General features: G+C 65.4%; 17 protein-coding genes. 12 read left to right on the forward strand and 5 right to left on the reverse strand.

The window, feature by feature from the left end; genetic code table 11:
- The first annotated feature begins 5 nt into the window (after positions 1 to 5).
- From AB2L57_RS08000 to AB2L57_RS08020, 5 genes are all read left to right on the forward strand, one after another.
- Positions 6 to 884 (forward strand): restriction endonuclease subunit S, encoded by an 879-nt coding sequence (locus AB2L57_RS08000; RefSeq protein WP_409048510.1) that lies wholly within the window; start codon positions 6 to 8, stop codon positions 882 to 884.
- Entirely contained in the window at positions 869 to 1,246 is a 378-nt protein-coding gene (locus AB2L57_RS08005; RefSeq protein WP_409048511.1) for a restriction endonuclease subunit S, read from the forward strand. Before AB2L57_RS08000 ends, AB2L57_RS08005 begins: the two co-directional genes overlap by 16 nt.
- Complete coding sequence (locus tag AB2L57_RS08010) at positions 1,243 to 4,341, forward strand: type I restriction endonuclease subunit R (RefSeq protein ID WP_409048512.1); 3,099 nt, start codon at positions 1,243 to 1,245, stop codon at positions 4,339 to 4,341. The genes AB2L57_RS08005 and AB2L57_RS08010 overlap by 4 nt, the downstream gene beginning before the upstream one ends.
- On the forward strand, positions 4,341 to 6,914 hold the full coding sequence (locus AB2L57_RS08015; RefSeq protein WP_409048513.1) for an AAA family ATPase: 2,574 nt from the start codon (positions 4,341 to 4,343) through the stop codon (positions 6,912 to 6,914). Before AB2L57_RS08010 ends, AB2L57_RS08015 begins: the two co-directional genes overlap by 1 nt.
- 117 nt (positions 6,915 to 7,031) lie before the next feature.
- A complete protein-coding gene (locus AB2L57_RS08020) occupies positions 7,032 to 8,954 on the forward strand; it encodes an AAA family ATPase (protein WP_409048514.1) in 1,923 nt (640 codons plus the stop codon).
- A 12-nt stretch (positions 8,955 to 8,966) separates the two neighbouring features.
- On the opposite strand, the gene AB2L57_RS08025 is transcribed toward AB2L57_RS08020, so the two are convergent.
- Complete coding sequence (locus AB2L57_RS08025; RefSeq protein WP_409048515.1) at positions 8,967 to 9,245, reverse strand: hypothetical protein; 279 nt, start codon at positions 9,243 to 9,245, stop codon at positions 8,967 to 8,969.
- 352 nt (positions 9,246 to 9,597) lie between these two features.
- Positions 9,598 to 10,776, reverse strand: a complete 1,179-nt coding sequence (locus AB2L57_RS08030) for a DHA2 family efflux MFS transporter permease subunit (RefSeq protein WP_409048516.1) — start codon at positions 10,774 to 10,776, stop codon at positions 9,598 to 9,600.
- 36 nt (positions 10,777 to 10,812) lie between these two features.
- On the opposite strand from AB2L57_RS08030, the gene AB2L57_RS08035 reads away from it, so the two are divergent.
- From AB2L57_RS08035 to AB2L57_RS08045, 3 genes are read left to right on the forward strand one after another with little or no spacing between them, the layout of a single operon-like run.
- Positions 10,813 to 11,382, forward strand: coding sequence for a glycosyltransferase family 2 protein (locus AB2L57_RS08035; protein WP_409048517.1), 570 nt, complete (start codon positions 10,813 to 10,815; stop codon positions 11,380 to 11,382).
- 5 nt (positions 11,383 to 11,387) lie between these two features.
- Positions 11,388 to 12,701 (forward strand): glycosyltransferase family 2 protein, encoded by a 1,314-nt coding sequence (locus tag AB2L57_RS08040; RefSeq protein ID WP_409048518.1) that lies wholly within the window; start codon positions 11,388 to 11,390, stop codon positions 12,699 to 12,701.
- Positions 12,698 to 13,735, forward strand: coding sequence for a glycosyltransferase family 2 protein (locus AB2L57_RS08045; protein ID WP_292814072.1), 1,038 nt, complete (start codon positions 12,698 to 12,700; stop codon positions 13,733 to 13,735). The genes AB2L57_RS08040 and AB2L57_RS08045 overlap by 4 nt, the downstream gene beginning before the upstream one ends.
- Positions 13,736 to 13,995: 260 nt before the next feature.
- On the opposite strand, the gene AB2L57_RS08050 is transcribed toward AB2L57_RS08045, so the two are convergent.
- Together AB2L57_RS08050 and AB2L57_RS08055 are read right to left on the reverse strand one after the other, a co-directional pair.
- Positions 13,996 to 14,460 carry a GNAT family N-acetyltransferase gene (locus AB2L57_RS08050; protein ID WP_409048519.1) on the reverse strand — a complete coding sequence of 155 codons (465 nt, stop codon included), beginning with the start codon at positions 14,458 to 14,460 and terminating at the stop codon, positions 13,996 to 13,998.
- Positions 14,457 to 15,128 (reverse strand): GAP family protein, encoded by a 672-nt coding sequence (locus AB2L57_RS08055; RefSeq protein WP_409048520.1) that lies wholly within the window; start codon positions 15,126 to 15,128, stop codon positions 14,457 to 14,459. Before AB2L57_RS08055 ends, AB2L57_RS08050 begins: the two co-directional genes overlap by 4 nt.
- Positions 15,129 to 15,333: 205 nt before the next feature.
- Here AB2L57_RS08055 and AB2L57_RS08060 point away from each other — a divergent pair, with 205 nt between their 5' ends.
- Genes AB2L57_RS08060 through AB2L57_RS08070 form a run of 3 tightly spaced genes read left to right on the forward strand, consistent with a single transcriptional unit; the run spans position 15,334 to position 18,793 of the window.
- Positions 15,334 to 16,761 (forward strand): hemolysin family protein, encoded by a 1,428-nt coding sequence (locus AB2L57_RS08060; protein ID WP_409048521.1) that lies wholly within the window; start codon positions 15,334 to 15,336, stop codon positions 16,759 to 16,761.
- Positions 16,758 to 17,792 carry a hemolysin family protein gene (locus AB2L57_RS08065; protein ID WP_409048522.1) on the forward strand — a complete coding sequence of 345 codons (1,035 nt, stop codon included), beginning with the start codon at positions 16,758 to 16,760 and terminating at the stop codon, positions 17,790 to 17,792. The genes AB2L57_RS08060 and AB2L57_RS08065 overlap by 4 nt, the downstream gene beginning before the upstream one ends.
- Before the next feature lie 35 nt (positions 17,793 to 17,827).
- Positions 17,828 to 18,793: an alpha/beta fold hydrolase gene (locus AB2L57_RS08070; protein ID WP_409048523.1), complete on the forward strand. Its 966-nt coding sequence runs from the start codon at positions 17,828 to 17,830 to the stop codon at positions 18,791 to 18,793.
- 60 nt (positions 18,794 to 18,853) lie between these two features.
- Here AB2L57_RS08070 and AB2L57_RS08075 read toward each other — a convergent pair whose 3' ends face one another.
- Complete coding sequence (locus AB2L57_RS08075; protein ID WP_292814937.1) at positions 18,854 to 19,057, reverse strand: cold-shock protein; 204 nt, start codon at positions 19,055 to 19,057, stop codon at positions 18,854 to 18,856.
- Positions 19,058 to 19,461: 404 nt separating this feature from the next.
- Between AB2L57_RS08075 and AB2L57_RS08080 the strand changes: the two genes are divergently transcribed.
- Positions 19,462 to 19,602: a hypothetical protein gene (locus AB2L57_RS08080; RefSeq protein ID WP_292814940.1), complete on the forward strand. Its 141-nt coding sequence runs from the start codon at positions 19,462 to 19,464 to the stop codon at positions 19,600 to 19,602.

Consider the following 19,602-nt stretch of genomic DNA (forward strand, 5'->3'; position numbering starts at 1 on the left):
GCCGAGTGGACGAGCTGATCGCTGAACTCGCGCCCAACGGCGTGGAGTTCCGCACACTTGGCGACATCGCGCGATTCGTGCGCGGCAACGGCATGCCCAAGACCGATCTCGTTGATGAAGGCGTCGGCGCTATCCACTACGGCCAGATCTATACGAGGTACGGCGTCTGGGCGACCGAAACGATCTCATTCGTGACACCGGAGACCGCCACGAAACTTGCGAAGGCGCAGCCAGGCGACATCATCATCACCAATACCAGCGAGAACGTCGAGGACGTCGGAAAAGCCGTTGCTTGGCTCGGTGCCGAGCCGATCGTCACTGGCGGTCACGCCACGGTAATCCAGCACGATCTCGAACCCAAGTACCTCGCCTATTGGTTTCAGTCCGAGTCCTTCTTCCGCCAGAAGCGGGCGCTCGCCACTGGCACCAAGGTCATCGACGTTTCAGCTCGACAGTTGGCAAAGGTGCGACTTCCCGTGCCGCCGGTCGAGGTACAGCGGGAGATCGTGAGAATCTTGGATAAGTTCACCCGGCTGGAGGCGGAGCTGGAGGCGGAGCTGGAGGCTCGGCGGCTTCAATATGCCTTCTATCGCGACCAGCTTCTGACCTTCCCTGAAGCGGGGGGGGGGTACGGAGGGTTTCGATGGGTGACGCAGGCTCCTTCTTTGGTGGCCTCAGCGGAAAGTCGAAGGCCGATTTCACCGACGGCAACGTGCGCTTCGTGTCCTACGTCAACGTATTCAACAACATCGCCATCGATCTCTCTCGCGATGACTTCGTGCGCGTTGACCCCGGCGAACGTCAGCGGGCGCTTGCGCGCGGGGACATCATCTTCACCGGATCGTCTGAAACTCCGGATGAGGTCGGCATGTCCTCAGTGGTGACCCAGGATCTCGCGGAGCCAACGTATCTAAACAGTTTCAGCATCGGCTTTCGGCTTGACGACCCCGACCTGCTCGACCCCGAGTTCGCGAAGCATCTGTTCCGGTCCGCGGGCATGCGTCAGCAGATCATCAAGACCGCCAGCGGTGTGACGCGCTTCAACGTTTCGAAAGCCCGACTCGGGAAGGTTGAGTTCCCCGTTCCCAGCAAGGACGAACAGGCCCGTATTGCAGGAGTCCTCGACGACTTCGAGGCTTTGGTAAACAGCTTGTCGGATGGTCTCCCAGCGGAACTCGCCGCACGGCGCCAGCAGTACGTGTACTACCGCGACAAGCTCCTCGCCTTCGAGGAGGCCGTCGTATGAGTGAAGCTATTCCTCGCAAGTACGATCCGATCGCAGTCTCGGCCGAGTCCACGGTCGTCGCGGAGTACATTCCAGACGCCCACACGTCGGTCGCCTACCAGTCAGAGTCGGCGCTCGAGCAAGAGCTGATCCGCCTTCTGGAGTCCCAGGCGTACGAGTACATGCCGGTCACCTCTGAGGCGCAGCTCGTGGCGAACCTGCGCACTCAGCTGGAGGCGCTGAACCACATCACCTTCTCTGACGCCGAGTGGGCGAACTTCTTCGACTCCAAGATTGCGGGCAAGAATGACGGCATCGTCGAGAAGACCGTGCGTATCCAGGAGGACCACGTCCAGCTCCTGAAACGCGACGACGGTTCGACGAAGAACATCACGCTGCTGGACAAGCAGAACGTCCACAACAACCGCCTGCAGGTCATCAACCAGTACGAGATCGGCCAGGGCGAGGGTGGCGCGAATTACGCGAACCGCTACGACGTGACGGTGCTTGTCAATGGCCTCCCGATGGTGCACATCGAGCTCAAGCGCCGTGGTGTTGACATCCGCGAGGCGTTCAATCAGATCAACCGCTACCAGCGCGACAGCTTCTGGGCCGGCTCTGGCCTGTTCGAGTACGTGCAGCTGTTCGTGATCAGCAACGGCACGCTGACCAAGTACTACTCGAACACGACCCGCACCCAGCACATCAGCGAGGGCAAGAAGCAGACGAAGGGTCGCAAGACCTCGAACTCCTTCGAGTTCACGTCATGGTGGGCTGACGCGCAGAACAAGCCGATCACCGATCTGACCTCATTCGCGAAGACCTTCTTTGCCAAGCACACGCTACTCAACATCCTGACCCGCTACTGCGTGCTCACCGCCGACCGGCTCCTGCTCGTGATGCGCCCGTATCAGATCGTCGCGACCGAGCGGATTCTGCAGCGGATCGATATCGCCACCAACTACAAGCAGCTCGGCACCGTTGCCGCAGGCGGGTACGTCTGGCACACGACTGGTTCGGGCAAGACGCTCACGAGCTTCAAGACGGCGCAGCTGGCGTCGAAGCTGCCGAGCGTCGACAAGGTGCTCTTCGTCGTGGACCGCAAGGATCTCGACTACCAGACGATGCGCGAGTACGACCGCTTCGAGAAGGGCGCAGCCAACTCCAACACCTCGACCGCGGTGCTGAAGAAGCAGCTCGAGGACTCGAACGCGCGGATCATCATCACGACGATCCAGAAGCTGTCAACGTTCATCAAGGCGAACAAGGGCCACGCGGTCACGAACGACCACGTCGTGATCATCTTCGACGAGTGCCATCGCTCGCAGTTCGGTGACATGCACACCGATATCACTCGCGCCTTCAAGCGTTACAACCTGTTTGGCTTCACCGGCACCCCGATCTTCGCGGTCAACGCCGGCACGGGCGGCAACCCGCAACTCAAGACCACCGAGCAGGCGTTCGGTGAGAAGCTGCACACCTACACGATCGTCGATGCCATAACGGACAAGAACGTGCTGCCGTTTCGGATCGACTACGTCAACACGGTCAAGGTTGGCACCGTCGTCGACAAGCAGGTGTCGGCCATCGATACCGAGAAGGCGCTGCTGGCGCCGGAGCGCATCAGCCAGGTCGTGCAGTACACGCTGGAGCATTTCGATCAGAAGACCAAGCGTTCCTCGAGCTACGAGCACTCCGTCGTGACGAACGTCGCTGAGTCGACACGTGCCCGCCGACAGGCCGAAGCTGTGCGAGAGCGCAAGCGGGTCCGCGGCTTCAACGCCATCTTTGCGACGGCTTCAATCGATGCGGCGCGTCGCTACTACAACCACTTCCAGATCCAGCAGGAGCAGTTCCCGCCGGATCGACGGCTGAAGATCGGCCTTATCTTTTCGTATGGCGCGAACGACGCCAGTGATGACGGAATTCTCGACGACGAAGCGTTCGATACGGATGCGATGAGCATGGACGACCGCAGGTTCCTCGAAGACGCCATCCAGGACTACAACGACGTCTTCGGCACCAGCTATGACACCAGCTCCGACAAGTTCCAGAACTACTACAAGGACCTCTCTCAGCGACTGAAGAACCGTGAGCTCGACCTCGTGATCGTGGTCAACATGTTCCTCACCGGCTTCGACGCGACCACCCTCAACACTCTCTTCGTCGATAAGAACCTGCGGGCGCACGGCCTGATCCAGGCCTACTCGCGCACCAACCGCATCCTCAACTCGGTCAAGACGTACGGCAACATCGTCGCCTTCCGCGACCTTGAAGAGGAGACCAACGCCGCGCTCGAACTGTTCGGCAACAAGGACGCCCGCGGCGTCGTGCTCCTCAAGCCGTACGGCGACTATTACGGCGAATACGCGGAGAAGGTTGACGAGCTGCTGACATCGTTCCCACTCGGCCAGCAAATCATCGGCGAGGCTGCGCAGAAGGAGTTCATCCAGCTTTTTGGGCAGATCCTGCGGCTCGAGAACATCCTCACCTCCTTCGACGACTTCGCCGGCCACGAAATCCTCACCGAACGCCAGGGCCAGGACTACCGCAGCGTCTACCTCGACCTGTACGCCGAGTTCCGCAAGGACAAGGACGCCGACAAGGAACTCATCAACGACGACGTCGTCTTCGAGATCGAGCTGATCAAACAGGTCGAGATCAACGTCGACTACATCCTCATGCTGGTCGCGAAGTACCGCGAGCGGTTCGGCGACGGCGACGACAAGGAGATCCGCGCCGAGATCTCCCGCGCCGTCGACGCCAGCCCGACACTGCGCAACAAGAAGGACCTCATCGAAGCCTTCGTCGACTCCGTCTCGGTCGACGGTGCTATCGACGAGGAGTGGCAGGCGTTTATCGCGGCCAAGCGCGAGGCCGAGCTCGAGGCCATCATCGAGGACGAGCGGCTCCGCGCCGACGCTACTCGCGCATTTATCGAGATCGCGTTCCGCGACGGTGCGCTCCGCACGACCGGGACAGCGATCACCAAGGTGCTTCCGCCCGCCTCCCGGTTCTCGGCCGATGGCGGCCACGGAGAGAAGAAGCAGCGCGTGATCGAGAAGCTTGGGTTGTTCTTCGAGCGGTTCTTCGGACTGAGTTCAGGAGGAGAGTAGTGACTCTCAATGAGGATCTTGCGAGTTTCCTGGCGGCGCGGCCCCACTGGCAGAAGGACGTTGTTGCCCGCTTCTGCCGCAACGAGACGTTGTCAGCTGAGGACGTATCCAACATTGCGGACCAACTGATCGCGGGAACGTACCCGGTTGCCGTGAACGTCGAAGCCGCTGACATTCCTGGCTCGACGGCGGCAGGCGATCCTGTCAGCCTTGTTCAGGTATCGGATGTCAGGGGCGTCAATGCGCTCACTGGAGGTCAAACGCTCTCATTTGGTGCCGCGGGCCTTACGATTGCCTTCGGCAACAACGCCAGCGGCAAGTCGGGCTACGCTCGGCTCATACGCGAAGCGGTCACGGCTCGCGTGAAAGATGCGCAGCTCCTCGGTGACGTCTTCTCGGACGTTGACACTGCACAGACGGCGAAGCTCGATTACCAGGTTGGAGCCAATGCCGAGACGTGGAATCTCGGTGAGCCCCAGAGCACCGAGTTGTCCCGAATTCGCTTCTACGACGAGGACTGCGGTGACGCGTACGTCACGACCGCCTCGGAGGCCAATTACCGACCTTCGGCGCTCACAATCCTGGACCAACTGTCCGATGCTTGCGAAGCGGTCGCTGCTGAACTCAGTCGCCGCCTTGGGGCAAACCAGACTGAGCGACCGCAACTACCGGTGCTCCACCCAGGAACCCGGGCGTCGACGTTCCTGTCAGGCATCTCAGCCACGACCTCCAAGGAGTTGATCGCAGAAGCTACCAACCTGGCCGACGATCACGACACACAGCTTGCGAAGCAGCTCGCGGAGGAGGCTCGGCTTAAGGGGAGCGACCCCAACAAGGAGAAGGATCGCCTCACGTCCCTCGGGCGTGACTGGTCGACGGTCGAAGCGCACGCCAAGGCGGTGGAAGCCGCCTTGGGCGATAGCGAGCAGCGCGAACTTAGAGAGCTGCAGCAGAGGTCCATTCAGCTTCAGGAAGCCGCCCGCATCGCCTCCGCTCGAACCTTCGACACCGAGCCCCTCTCTAGCGTCGGCTCAGAGGCGTGGCGGGCGCTGTGGGAAGCGGCGCGCAAGTTCTCTCTCACCGACGCCTACCACGATCATGACTTCCCAGTGACAGGCGAGGACGCAGTTTGCGTTCTCTGCCAGCAGCCCTTGAACGAACAGGCCGCCGACCGGCTCACTCGATTCGAGGCGTTCGTCACGGACACAACGTCGCGTGACGCGGACACGGTCGCCAAGGCACTTGCGATGTTCCGAGACCACTTCGTCGAACTTCAAACTCTGCCAGTCGCGGTTTCTGCCGCGATCAATCGACTGCAGGACGCTGGCGAAGACGTCCAGTCAGTGCTCGACTGGTTTGAAGTAGGGACGCGCGCTGCAGCAGCGGCGGTTGCCTGGCTCGATAGGAAGGAAGGTGTCGACCTCCTTGCGCTCACAGCCTCGATAAGCGCCCAGGCCGGCACGCGAGCACAAGCGCTGACGACGAGGGCGCGAGAGATCGACGCGTCGACATTCGCTCAAACGCTCAGCACGACGAGCAAGAAGGTCGTCGAGTTGCAGGACGCCAAGACGCTCAGCGAAGCAAAGTCAGCCGTCGAGACTGAGGTGACGCGACTCGCCGAACGCAAGATGATTGAAGACGTTCGCCGGCTCACCGCGACGAACGCGATCACAACGAAGCGTGGAGAGCTGACCGAGACATACGTCACAGCGGAAGTTCGGGATCACTTCACGCGAGAAACCGAGCGCCTCGAACTGCGCCGAGTCACCCTCAATCGAACCGGACGTGGCCGCAACTCTGCGCTCGAACATCAGCCGAGTCTGCTGGGATCGCGACGCAATGCCGGCGTCGATCAGGTGCTTAGTGAAGGAGAGCAGACGGCGCTCGGCCTGGCGGGGTTTCTCACTGAAGTGGAACTCGACAAATCGCTCTCAAGCGTTGTCTTTGACGATCCGGTCTCGTCGCTCGACGCCGAGCGGCGGTCAAAGGTCGCTCAGCGCCTGGTGGAGCTGGCAAGTCAGCGACAGGTGATTGTCTTCACACACGAGATCACGTTCGTGCACGCACTGGTCAAGGCGGCAAAGAGTAAGTCGATCGCAACGACAACACGGTCGATTCAGCGTCTGGGTGGCGCTCAGCCCGGTCTCATCGTTGACCAACTCCCTTGGGCCGCGAAGGACATTCCCGAGCGCATCAGCAAGCTTGAGGCAGACCTCGCGCAGCTGAAGAAGGAGCGCGAGAGTCTGTCGGAGGACGATTACACAGAGCGAACCGCTCAGATCGCGGGTCGACTTTCCGAGACACTTGAGCGTGCCGTCAATCTGCATATCGTGAACGAACTCGTCGATCGAGGAACGAACGAAGTGCGCCCGACCATGCTCAAGATCCTGCCGAAGTTCACGCAGGGCGATCATGACGAGTTCCAAGCCGCGTACGCGAAGACATCGAGCTGGGCAGCACGGCACGACAACGCGCCCGAAGAGAATTACGTCGCGCCGACAGTAGACGAGCTTTGCGGCGAAGTCACCTGGCTCAAGACGTGGCACGCTCGGATTCGGCAGTACACGAGATGACGCTGACAAGGAGTGCTCGAGCGTTCATGACCTCAGCCCTGCGGCGTGGCATGTCGCTCATGCTTGCATCCACCGACCACTTGACTCATAATCAGCCACAAAAATGGGGGATCTTCAATGAGATTAATTAGCTTTCAAGTGGAGAGATTCCGCAACATAGTCAACTCCGAGCCCATCGAGGCGCAGCACGATGTGACGGCGCTCGTGGGCAAGAACGAGTCGGGAAAGACCGCGATCCTCACTGCGCTGTATCGACTGAATGCCGCCTACCGTGAGGAGTTCGTCGTAAGTGAGCACTATCCGCGCTGGATGATGACCGCGGATCGAAAGAAGGGCGTCATTGGCGACGCGAGCCCGATCACTGGCCATTTCGAGCTCGAGGACGACGACAGAGCCGCGTTCGTCGAGAAGTTCGGAGAGGGAGTACTACGCAACGACAAGTTCGAGTACACCCGAGGCTACGAGGGCAACCGGGCAGTGCTAAGCATGGATGAAGCGGCACTGATGGAGAACTTCTTCACTCGTCACTCGATCTCTGCCGAGACCCGCGCGCTGTTCTCGGCAGCCGCTTCTCTTGCCGACGTTCGGGACACTGTCGCCCAGATCATCGAGGATCAGGACGAGGAGGAAGAAGACCTTCTCGCTGAGTTGACAACTGTTCAGACGGAGTCCACCTCACTCCTGGGCAAGTCCTCGACGTGGCAGGCGGGTGTCACGCTCCTCAAAAGCCGCATGCCGAAGTTCTTCTACTTCAGCCAGTACTCACTCCTACCCGGTCGCATCGATCTCGCCCAGCTTGACGAAGTCAGCGATGGTCCGGCCGCGAGCGGCCTCCAGACTGCCAAGGCATTACTCGAACTTGCGGGCACGTCGACCGAATCGCTCACCGATGACGACTACGAGGAGCGGACGGCTGAGCTCGAGGCCGTATCGAACGACCTGACGAGCCAAGTGTTCGAGTTCTGGTCTCAGAATGAACAACTTGAAGTTGAGATCGATGTGGACAAGGAAACTGTCACCACACAAGGTCAGTACGGTCAGGACCAGTCAGCGGTCGCGCGATACCTTGACATCCGCGTGAAGGATCGGCGCCATGGGTTTACGAGCAACTTCTCGCAGCGATCAACTGGCTTCCAATGGTTTTTCTCGTTCCTCGCAGCCTTCAGCGAGTTCGAGGGCAAGAGCGAGAAGGTCGTTGTCCTCCTTGACGAGCCCGGCTTGGCCCTCCACGCGAAAGCACAAGCCGACTTCCTCCGATTCATCAACGACCGCCTCGCGCCGTCAGCACAGGTGATCTACACCACCCACTCGCCATTCATGATCGAACCCGGACATCTCGAGCGAGTACGTGTTGTCGAAGACAAGGGCCCCAAGCTAGGGACAACTGTTTCCAGCGATGTCATGACCGTTGATTCGGACACCCTGTTCCCTCTCCAGGCTGCCCTCGGGTATGACATCGCCCAGAACCTCTTCGTCGGCCCCGACAACCTTGTCGTCGAAGGGACATCCGACTACGTATACCTCACGCTCATCTCCGAGCATCTGAAGTCGCTAGGACGGCAAGGCCTCGATGAGTCTTGGCGAGTTCTCCCAGCGGGCGGAGTGACGAACGTCCCATCGTTTGTCGCGCTCATGGGACGCTCTCTCGACGTCACTGTCTTCGTCGATAGCGGCGCCAACGGACTCCAGCGCTTGAACAACCTCGCAACGGCTGGCCTGCTCGAGGCCAAGCGACTGATTACTGTCGGCGACATCACGGGCTCGAAGAATGCGGATATCGAGGACCTCTTCACGCCAGGCGACTACCTCAAGCTTTACAACGCGGCATTCGGGGCAAGCCTCGCGGTGTCGAAACTCCAGCCCGGAGACCGAATCGTTGACCGTATCGGTCGCACCGTCGGAGCAACCTTTACCGATCACGGCAAGCCGGCCGACTACCTGCTCCGCAACAGCGACAAGCTCATTCCTAAGTTCAGCGAAGGCACCCTCACAAACTTCGAGTCGGCGATCGTGAAGATCAACTCCACGAAAGGCAAGTAATTCCGGGGTGGGTCAGGCGCCAGTCGCTGGCCTGATCTGGACGCCCGCTTCAATAATCGCCACCCGCATGGTCTCTTGGTTCACGTTGAGTCGCTTAGCGACCTGGGAGAGTGAAAGGCCAGAATCGTATAGCCCGACTGCATCGCATACTTGTTCGGGTTTCATGGGCTGTCGACGCACGACCACGCTGTTCGCGCGCAGGATGCCGAGGATCGTGGACTTCGCGACGCCATACGCTTCCGCGAGGGCCGTCGACGTCTCGCCCGCTTCATATCGCTCGACCACCGCCACGCGAGCCTCATCGCTCAATCGCGTCCACTTCCGACGCGTCCCAGTGGTCCCGCCTGGGGTTTGAGCATCGGCGGAATCGCGCAGGATTCGGCGCATCGCGGCCGTCGTGACCCCTGTTTCTGAATTCGTGGAACAGAGGTAAACAAGGTCGACCGGAAATGAAAAGGGTCGGCCGAAAGGCCGGCCCTTTTCGTTTCCTGCGAGCGATCACGGGCGGGCCCACGCCGCCGGAGGCTCCGCGTGCCGCGCAGCGGCGCGTGGAGGGGCGGTGGGGCGCATCCCGACCGGAAATGAAAAGGGTCGGCCGAAAGGCCGGCCCTTTTCATTTTCCGCGAGTGCTAGCGGGCGCCGATCAGTGCAGCGGCACCTCGGCGCGAGCCACTTTCGTCGGCTTGATGAAGAGGGTGAGTACCACCGCGATGAGTGAGACCACGCCGCCGACCATGAAGGCGGCCTGCATTCCGGCGGATTCTGCCGCGACAGCATCCACCCCGGTCGCGCCTGCGGCGACGGTCGACATCACGGTGATGAAAACGGCCGTTCCAGCCGCGCCGGCGAGTTGCTGCACCGTGTTCACGATGGCGCTGCCGTGCGAGTAGAGCTCGTTGGGCAGGACGCCGAGCGCCGTCGTGAGCAGCGGGGTCAGCGTCAGTGCGAGGCCGATGCTGAAGAGCACGTGCATCGCGACGATGAGGGCGACGGCCGAGTCGGGCCCGAGCGTGGCGAACATCCACAGCGCAGCACTGATCATGATCGCCCCCGGAATCAGGAGCGGACGAGGGCCCACGGCGTCGTACCAGCGGCCCACGAGCGGGGCCGCGAGACCCATGAGCACACCGCCGGGCAGGAGCACCAGTCCGGACGCGAGGGTGTCGAGGCCGACGACGTTCTGGAGGTACAGCGGGAGCAGGATCAGGGTGCCGAACATCGCGATCATGCTGACGAAGACGAGGATCGTGGACAGGGAGAACAGGGGAGTGCCGAAGGGGCGCAGGTCGAGCAGTGCCGCGTCGCGACGCTGCAGGCTGCGTTGACGCAGCACGAACGCGACGAGCGTGATGGCGCCGACGACGAGCGCCACGACCGGGCCGACCGCGCTGTGCGATCCACCGCCCTCGCCGAAGGAGCCGAGGCCGTAGATGATCCCGCCGAAGGCGACCGCCGAGAGGACGATGGAGAGGACGTCGAACCGCACGCGGGAGGTCTCGGACACGCTCTTGATCGTGAGAGCTCCCACAGTGAGGGCGATCAGCGCGATCGGCAGCACCAGCCAGAACAGCCAGCGCCAGTCGAGCACGCTCAGCACGAGACCCGAGGCGGTCGGACCGATGGCCGGTGCGACCGAGATGACGATCGAGATGAGCCCCATCATCGCGCCGCGCCGGTGCGGGGCGACGAACCCGAGCGCGGTCGTCATGAGCAGCGGCAGCACGATCGCCGTCCCGCTGGCCTGGATGATGCGGCCCGTCAGCAGCAGACCGAATCCGGGGGCGAGGGCGGCCAGAAGCGTACCTGCGGAGAACAGCGTCATCGCGGCGACGAACATCGTGACGGCAAGGGCAACGCGATGGCCTGCGGCTTCCGCGCCGCGACGGGAGACATCATCGTCATGCTCGACGCGGATGGATCGGCGGACCCGGCGGAGATCCCGGCGTTCGTGTCCGCCCTGATCGCGGGAGCGGACTTCGCCAAGGGGAGCCGCTTCGTCTTCGATCCCGGCGCCGGCAGCGACGACATCACCGCGCTGCGTCGAGCCGGCAACGCGGGTCTCAATCTCGTCGCCAACGTCCTCTTCCGTTCGCGCTTCACCGACCTCTGCTACGGCTACAACGCCTTCTGGCGGCGAGTCGTGCCGGTGCTCGATCTTCCGCTGCCGAGCGTCGAACGCACCGAGAACATGCAGTGGGGCGACGGATTCGAGATCGAGACGCTCATCAACTGCCGCATCGCCGCCGCGGGGCTGACCATCACAGAGGTCCCGAGCACCGAGCTGCGTCGTATCCACGGCGAGACGAATCTGCGCACCTTCGCCGACGGCACGCGCGTGCTGCGAACCCTCGTCGCCGAATGGATCCGCGCTCGCCGCCGAGGTGCCGCCCCCGATGTCGCTGTCGGTGCCCTGACGGCGCGGGGCTGACCGTCATGGAGCAGCGTGACGTCACCGGCTGGGCGCCCTCGGGGGGGATGCTGGCGGTCGAGCTTTCCGGGCCGATCCCCTCCATCGCGGCATCGCGTGTTGAAGAAGCCGCGGGCAGCCACTTCAGCATCCTGGTGACTCTCCACGGCTGTCCGCTCGCGATGACCCAGGTGGCAGCGCCGCCGACGGGCGTCTCCGCCGAACAGCTGGCGACGATCCTCTGGCGGCTCCCCGAGATCGCCGACCACCTGCGCGGCGACGGGCTCGTCGTTCCGGACCGCCTGCCGGTCGGTGGCCTCGATGCGGTGCCGTCGCCGCCCTGTCTGGCACGCCGGCGTCGGGCGATGGCTGATGCCCCCTCGTTCACCGTGCTCGTCGCGACCCGCGACCGCACCGAGAGCCTCCTGCGCTGCCTGACCTCCGTCGCCGCGCTCGACTACCCCGACTTCGACGTCGTCGTCGTCGACAGTGCGCCGTCGACCGACACGACCCGCCGTGCTCTCGAGCAGATGGCAGGGCGGGTGGGACGAGCGCGGCTCTCATATGTGCACGAGTCGCTGCCCGGTCTGGCGCGCGCGCACGCGGCGGGCTTGGCTGCGGTCACCGGAGCGTGGGTCGCCATCACCGATGACGACGTCGTCGTCGACCCTCACTGGCTGGCAAGCCTCGCCGAGGCCATCACCTGGGATCACGACATCGCCTGTGTGACCGGGCTGATCCTCCCGGCTGAGCTGCTCACCCCCGCCCAATCGCTGCTCGAACAGTACGGAGGCTTCGCCCGCGGCTTTGTCCCTCGCCTCTTCGACGAGCAGGGCAATCGGCCGATCGATCCGCTCTTCCCGCTCACGGCCGGTCGTTTCGGATCGGGTGCGAACATGGCTTATCGCGTCGATGCGCTGCGCGCGGCGGGCGGATTCGATCCGGCGCTGGGTGCGGGCACGCCGGCGCGAGGCGGTGACGATCTCGCCGGGTTCCTGCGCGTGATCCGCCGCGGCCACACGCTGGCGTATCAGCCGTCGGCGATCATCTGGCATCACCATCGCAGGGAGTACGACGGCCTGCGCAGACAGGCGCGGCACTACGGGGTGGGCCTGGGTGCGTACCTCACCGACGCGATCGTGCGCGAACCTCGTCTGGGCGTGCTCCTGGGCCGAAGATCGATCGCCGCGGTGGCGCATCAGTTCGGCAGCGCATCGCCGAAGAACAGCAGCAAACGGGCGGGGTTTCCGAAGGAGCTCGAGCGCGCGGAGCGACTGGGCATTCTGCTGGGTCCTTTCGCGTACGTCCGCAGCCGGCTCGCGCTGCGGGGCGCACGGTGACCGTCGCGGTCGTCATCTGCTGCTACACGCGGGCTCGTCTGTCCGACACCGTTGCGGCGATCGAATCGTCGCGGGCGCAGGAGCCCGCGCCCCGCGTCATCGTCGTCGTCGATCACAACCCCGACCTTCTCGATCTGCTCGCCGGACGCTATCCGGACCTCACCGTCACCCCGAACCGGTTCGCCCGCGGACTGTCGGGCGCCCGCAACACGGGCATCGCGGAGAGCGTCGAGGACGTCGTGGCGTTCCTCGACGACGACGCCGTCGCCCAGGCCGGGTGGTTGGCCGCGATCGGTGCAGAATTCGAGGATGAGGCCGTCGTCGCCGTCGGCGGCCACATCGCGCCGGCCTGGGACGTGGTGCGACCGCCGTGGTTTCCCGCCGAGTTCGACTGGGTGATCGGATGCAGCTACGTGGGGATGCCGTCGACTCGGACGATCGTGCGCAACGTGATCGGCGCGAACATGGCCTTTCGTCGTCCGACGCTGGCGGCGGTCGGCGGCTTCGGAGCCGAACTGGGCAGGGTGGGCGCGAACGCGGCGGGGTGTGAAGAGACCGAACTCTGCATCCGAGCCGCCCGCCGGACGGGCGGTACGGTCATCTATCAGCCGGCCGCCCGTGTGCGGCATCGTGTCACCCCGGATCGTGCGCGGCTCGCCTACTTCGTCCGACGCTGCGTGGCCGAGGGGCGGTCCAAGGCGATCGTCATGCGTATGCACCCCGGCGGCGCGAGGCTCGGTGTGGAGGGGTCGTACGCGGTGCGGACTCTGGGGCGCGGGGTCGGTCGGGGGGTAAGGGACGCCGTCCGCCATCGTCGCGGTGCACCGCTGCTGCGGTCAGCGGCGATGGTCCTCGGGCTGGTGTGCACCGGAGCCGGGTTCGTCGCCGAGGGAGTCCGAGGGGCGATCTGCGGGCTGGTCGGTCACGCCCCGCGACCACCGCGCAGCCAGGACTTGAGCGCGCCCATATCGAGCACCGGCCGATACCGGGGGCAATCACCTGGGCAGAGCGCGCAGTCGGTGCCCCGTCTGTAGTGCTCGTGTGCGGCGCGCTCGTGCCCGCACCGGCAGTGGATGATCTGCTTCATCAGGCTCCGTACGACGGCCGCGTGCGGTCATCACCCGTGCGGACCCGGCAATCATAGTCGCTGCGGGGCGTGGCGCCTCGTCGGGCGGTGCGCACAGCTGCGGACCGGCCGCGGCGACACGCCGGTACCGAGGCGGGTCGCGCGGCGTGTCGGGCGTCGAGGTCCGCAGCTGTGCACGGGCCGACGGTGAGGTCGAGCGGCCCGGCTTCAGGCGCCGGGGCGTGACATCGGCACGTGCGGGATCCCGTCCTCCTCGAACGGCGCCCCGTCGACCGTGAACCCGAACCGCGCGTACCAGCCTTCGAGCGCACTCTGGGCGTCGAGGGCGATGGATGCTGTCGGGTCGATCTGCGCACACACCTCGAGGCCGCGGCGCATGAGGTCCGACGCGACGGGGGTGCCCCGCACCGACCCCGCGGCGACGACGCGGCCGATACGCAGGCCGGCAGCATCCTGCAGCACGCGGAGCGTGGCGACCACCTCGTCGCCGACCTGCGCCCACACCATGCGGGCCCCGGGTTCGATGTCGCGTCCGTCGAGCTCGGGGTAGGCGGCGCCCTGCTCGACCACGAACACCTCCACGCGCAGCTGCAGCATGCGATAGAGCACGACCGGGTCGATGTCCGACACGGGGGCATCGGCATAGACGATCGGCGCGTCGGCCCCCCTCACGCCGACACCAGGTTCGTCGTGCCGATGCCGATCAGCAGCAGCCCGATCGCGAGCAGCGACACCCGCAGCACCAGGCCCGAGTGGCGCTGCAGCCAGATGCTGAAGCGCTCGAGCGCGGGCCGCACGCGCTTGTCGCCGAAGAGAAAGCTCAGCACGAGCCCCGCGACCGTCGAGATCCCGACGACGGTGAACACCACGATCGCCAGGCCGCTGGCCACCGGGTTGAGCGCGGCGGAGCCGATCGCAAGTCCCGCGGCCACCGCGAGGGTGAGGTTCTTGGGCCGGACGTTCATCGCGATACCGAACAGCAGGGCGCGTCGTGGGCTCAGTGCGCTGAGGGCGCGCGTCCACGACGGGGCGACAGCATCCTTCGTCCTCGAGCGCACCTGCGAGATCACGGCGTACACGACCAGCAGGATCCCGATCACGAGCTCGACGCCGTGCGCCCAGCCGGGCATGCGCTCGGGGCCCACCGAGGGTACGATCCGCGCGCCGAGGGTGAACACGGACACGAGCACGAGCACCCCCAGCGCCCAGCCCGCGAGGTAGCCGACGCCCACGGGCACCGGGTTGGGGGAGAGGAGGATGAGCACGGCGGCGAGGATCGGCAACACGCTGAGCGCCAACGCCATCGCGAGGGGGATGACGTACCAGAGAACGGACTCCACGATCCGAGCGTAGGGGAGGCGCACAGCCGCCCTTCACCATGAGTCGCTAGGCTCGATCGCTCACCCATGCTTGGAGGCATCAGAACCCCATGAGCTGTGCGATTCGCTCCACACGCCCATCCGAAGAACCCGGCGATAGTCCGAAGCGCGTCGGCCTGACCCCGACGCGCGCCCGGTCCGTCTCGAAGCGAGGGGACGCCGCGACATGCTGATCGCCGTGCTCACCCTGCTCCTCGGAATCATCGTCATCCTCGCGATCATCGTCGCCAACGGCTTCTTCGTCGCCCAGGAGTTCGCCTACATGTCGGTCGACCGCTCCAAGCTCGGGGCGCAGGCCGAGGCGGGGGATGCCGCCGCCGCACGCGCGCTGAAGGTCACCCGCCGTACCTCGTTCATGCTCTCCGGGGCGCAGCTGGGCATCACGGTGACGGGCCTGCTCGTCGGCTTCGTCGCCGAGCCCCTCGTCGGCGAGTCTCTCGGCGTGCTGCTGGGCGGCGTCGGAATCCCCGCCGCGGTCAGCGTGACCATCGGCACCGTGGCGGCCCTCGTCGTCTCGACCGTCGTGCAGATGATCTTCGGCGAGCTGTACCCGAAGAACCTCGCCATCGCGAACTCCGGCCCCCTCGCTCGCGTCCTCGCCGGACCCACGCTCGTCTACCTCACGGTGTTCGGATGGCTGATCACGGTGTTCGACCACGCCGCCAACGCCCTGCTGCGGCTGCTGCGCATCGAGCCGGTGCACGATGTCGACTCCAGCGCGACGGCCGACGACCTCGAGCACATCGTCGCCGACTCCCGCGAGAGCGGCGATCTGCCGGAGGAGCTCTCGCGCATGTTGGATCGCATCCTCGACTTCCCGCACCAAGACGTCGAGCACGCGATGGTGCCCCGCTCCCGGGTGGACGTCGTCCGGCCCGACACGACGATCGGCGAGGTGCGCGCCATGATGGCCGAGGCGCACACGCGATACCCCGTCATCGACGACGACGATCAGCCCCTGGGTGTGGTGCAGCTGGTGGACGTGCTGGGTGCGGGCAAGGCCCGGGATGCTGTCGCCGTGACCGAGCTGATGCGTCGTCCGACCGTCGTGCCCGAGCTGATGAGCCTGCCGGACGCGCTCGAGCTGATGGCGTACGAGCGCAATGAGCTCGCCTGCGTCATCGACGAGTACGGCGGGTTCACCGGCATCCTGACTCTGGAGGACCTCGCCGAAGAGGTGGTGGGCGAGATCACGGACGAGCACGACGGCGAGCTTCCCGCCGGCGTCGAATCCGTGGGCGAGGACTCGTGGACGATGGGAGGCGACGTCCATCTCGACGAGGCCGAACGCGAGATCGGCCACGACCTGCCACGTGGCGATTACGAGACGATCGCGGGACTTGTGATCGCCTCGGTCGGCGCGCTGCCCCGCGTGGGCGATCAGGTGCGCATCGACCTGCCGCAGGAGGCGGCCGACATCGTGTGGCACGAGACACTCGCGCGCTGGCTGGACGTGAAGGTGCTCGAGGTCACCCGGCACGTCCCCGCGCGAGTCGAGGTCACGCTGTGCGAGCAGCGTGACGACGACGAAGGCAGCGATCGCCGCGAGGCCGGCGGCGTGCCGGCCGCCGATGGGGAGGAGGGCGCGCGATGACTGATCCCTGGATCGTGATCGTCGTGACGATCGCCCTGATCGCCCTGTCGGCGTTCTTCGTCGTGATCGAGTTCGCCCTGCTGGGCGCGCGTCGCCACAGGCTCGAGGAGATGGCGGCGACGAGTCGACCCGCACGCGCGGCACTGCGCGGCTCGAACGAACTGACGGTGATGCTCGCGGGTGCACAGCTCGGCATCACCGCGTGCACGTTCGCGCTCGGCGCGGTGACCAAACCGGCCGTGGACGCGTGGCTGCTGCCGCTGTTCTCGTCGTGGCTGCCCGCATGGGGCGCGGACGTGATCGCGTTCGCGCTCGCCCTTTTCATCGTGACATTCCTGCACCTCGTGGTCGGCGAGATGGCCCCCAAGTCGTGGGCGATCGCGCATCCCGAGCGTTCAGCACTCCTGATCGCGGTGCCGGCACGTGCGTTCATCTGGATATTCCGCCCGCTGCTGCTGTGGATCAACAGCATGGCCAACAAGCTCGTCGCGGCGAGCGGTGTCGAGCCGGTCGATAGAGCCGCCGCCGGCGGGTACGACACCGCGACGCTGCGTCACCTCGTCGAGCATTCCGCCGAGGTGGGGGCACTGGACACGTCGTACCAGACGTCGCTGCGGGGCGCGATCGAGCTCGAGACGCTGACCGTCGATGACCTGATCCCCTACGGTGTCGCGCCGACCACGGTCCCATTCGATGCGACCGTGGCCGATGTGCAGCGGGCCGCGGAGGTCTCGGGACACCTGCGCATCCTGCTGGGATCGCCCGTCGACGGCATCGACGGTGTCGTGCACGTGCGCGACACTCTGCTGCAGGACCCGGAGCGGCCTGCTCGAGGGTTCGCGCGTGCACCCTTCGTGCTGCCCTCGGGCACACTCGTGCACGAGGCGCTCGCGCAGATGCGTCGAGCCAGTCAGCAGCTGGCGATCATCATGGACGGCGAGCGATTCGTGGGCCTGGTCACCCTTGCCGACGCGCTGCGCAACGTGTTGCCGCGGCCCTCGGACTCGGAGGAGCCCCGACCGGCGCGGTGAGCCATCCGTCCGGGGTTCGGTGACGAACAGGAGATGTGAGCATTTCGTCTCCCGCCCGCAGCGGCGGTGCAGCATCCCCCTCTCTCGCCCTCGACCCCGAGCACCTGGGACTTCAGCGAGAGGTCGCGCAGACGGCGCTCGGCGATGTCGTCGTGCGCGCGGGGCGACGCGCGGGCGGGCCCGCGACCCTTTTGCTGCACGGCGCCGCGGGGTCGTGGACGACGTGGATCCCCCTGATCGAGGCGTCGGACCGGCTCGGCAGGCCCCTCGCCGACGTCGTCGCGATCGATCTGCCGGGGTGGGGCGAGTCCGTCGCCGACACGTGCGGTGTGGGCGTACAGCAGATGACCGCGGCCGTGGCCGAGGTCGTCCTCGCTCGCGGATACGGAAGCTGGCGTGTCATCGGGCACTCGCTCGGCGGTCTGATCGCCCTCGATCTGGCGTCACGTCATCCCGAGCGCACGATCTCGGTCGGTCTGGTCTCACCCTCCGGGCCCGCCGTGATCGATGCGATCCGCCGGCCGTGGCGCGGGGGTCGCCGCCTGCCGTGGTTCGCCGGGATGCTGCTGGCGATGCGCCTGTTCGCCCCGCTGGGCCGCGCCGGCCGGGTACTGGCGACGGCCTTGCACCGGCTGGGCGTGCTGACGCTCTTGGCCGCTCCGCTGTTCGCGGCGCGGGGAGCGCTCGATCCGAGCGTCTTCGAGGCGCTCGCCCGCGAGGTGCGACCCGGTGCGTTCGCCGATGCGGCGCGCGCCGCGGCGCGGTACGACCTGCGCGCGTGGGGCGGCATCCATGCTCCGGTGCGGGCGGTTCGAGGCGCGAGGGACGTCTTCGTCGGCGCGGATGACCGCGCGGCCCTCACCCGACTGATCCCGGACTACCGGGAGCACACGATCGTGGGGGCGGGGCACTTCGCCGCGATCGAACGGCCCGAGATCGTGCTCGACGCGCTGCTGCCGGCGTCGGTCGTGCGCGGTTCGCGGGTGGCCGAGCGGGTGTGAGAAACACCGCGAGGGCATGAGAAAGGGCGGCCCGCTTGCGCGGACCGCCCTTCGGCGAACTCAGATCAGGCGGATGTTCTCGGCCTGGGGGCCCTTGGGGCCCTGAGCGGTGTCGAACTCGACGCGCTGGTTCTCATCGAGGGTGCGGTAGCCCCCCGTGCTGATGGCGCTGTAGTGAGCGAAGACGTCGGCCGAGCCGTCCTCGGGAGCGATGAAGCCGAAGCCCTTGTCGGCGTTGAACCACTTGACTGTTCCGGTGGTCATGGTGTTATTCCCTACGTGTTCTGCTGCACCCGAAGGTGCGGGTGGCCTCATCGGATGCCGCATCCTCGTGAACACGCACCTGCGCCATCGAATCCGACGGTGAAAGCGGGGGTCCTGCGATCGGCGGCCCCGACAGGGCCTCTTCTGCCAAAGGCAAATGCCGATCGCACGGTCGAGTCTACGCCACGATCGCTCGCGCAAGCGACCACGGGTCGCTTCGATGTGTGATGGGCAATGTGGTCCGGTCCACCTGCGAAGAAGTGGCATCTGAATGAGTGTTCCCGGAGTGAGATCCGGGCCTTCGTGGCTGCCGTGAGTCCACTGCGGGTGAAGTGGACCGTTGTCGCGGGCGCCGTGCCGCGGTTGGGTACAGAGCAACCCACTCGTTCCCGGAGGTGACCGTCGTGATATCCCTGCTCGTTCTTGTCCTCGTCGTGCTGCTGATCGCCGCGGTCGTCGTCGCGACCCTGCGCACCGCGCTGCGTGATGACACGGGGCCTCGCCCCGCCGATCCGACCTACGACACGCGGCGCCCGGCGCCGTAG

The sequence above is a fragment of the Microbacterium sp. HA-8 genome, assembly GCF_046111165.1.
In the GTDB taxonomy this organism is placed as follows: domain Bacteria; phylum Actinomycetota; class Actinomycetes; order Actinomycetales; family Microbacteriaceae; genus Microbacterium.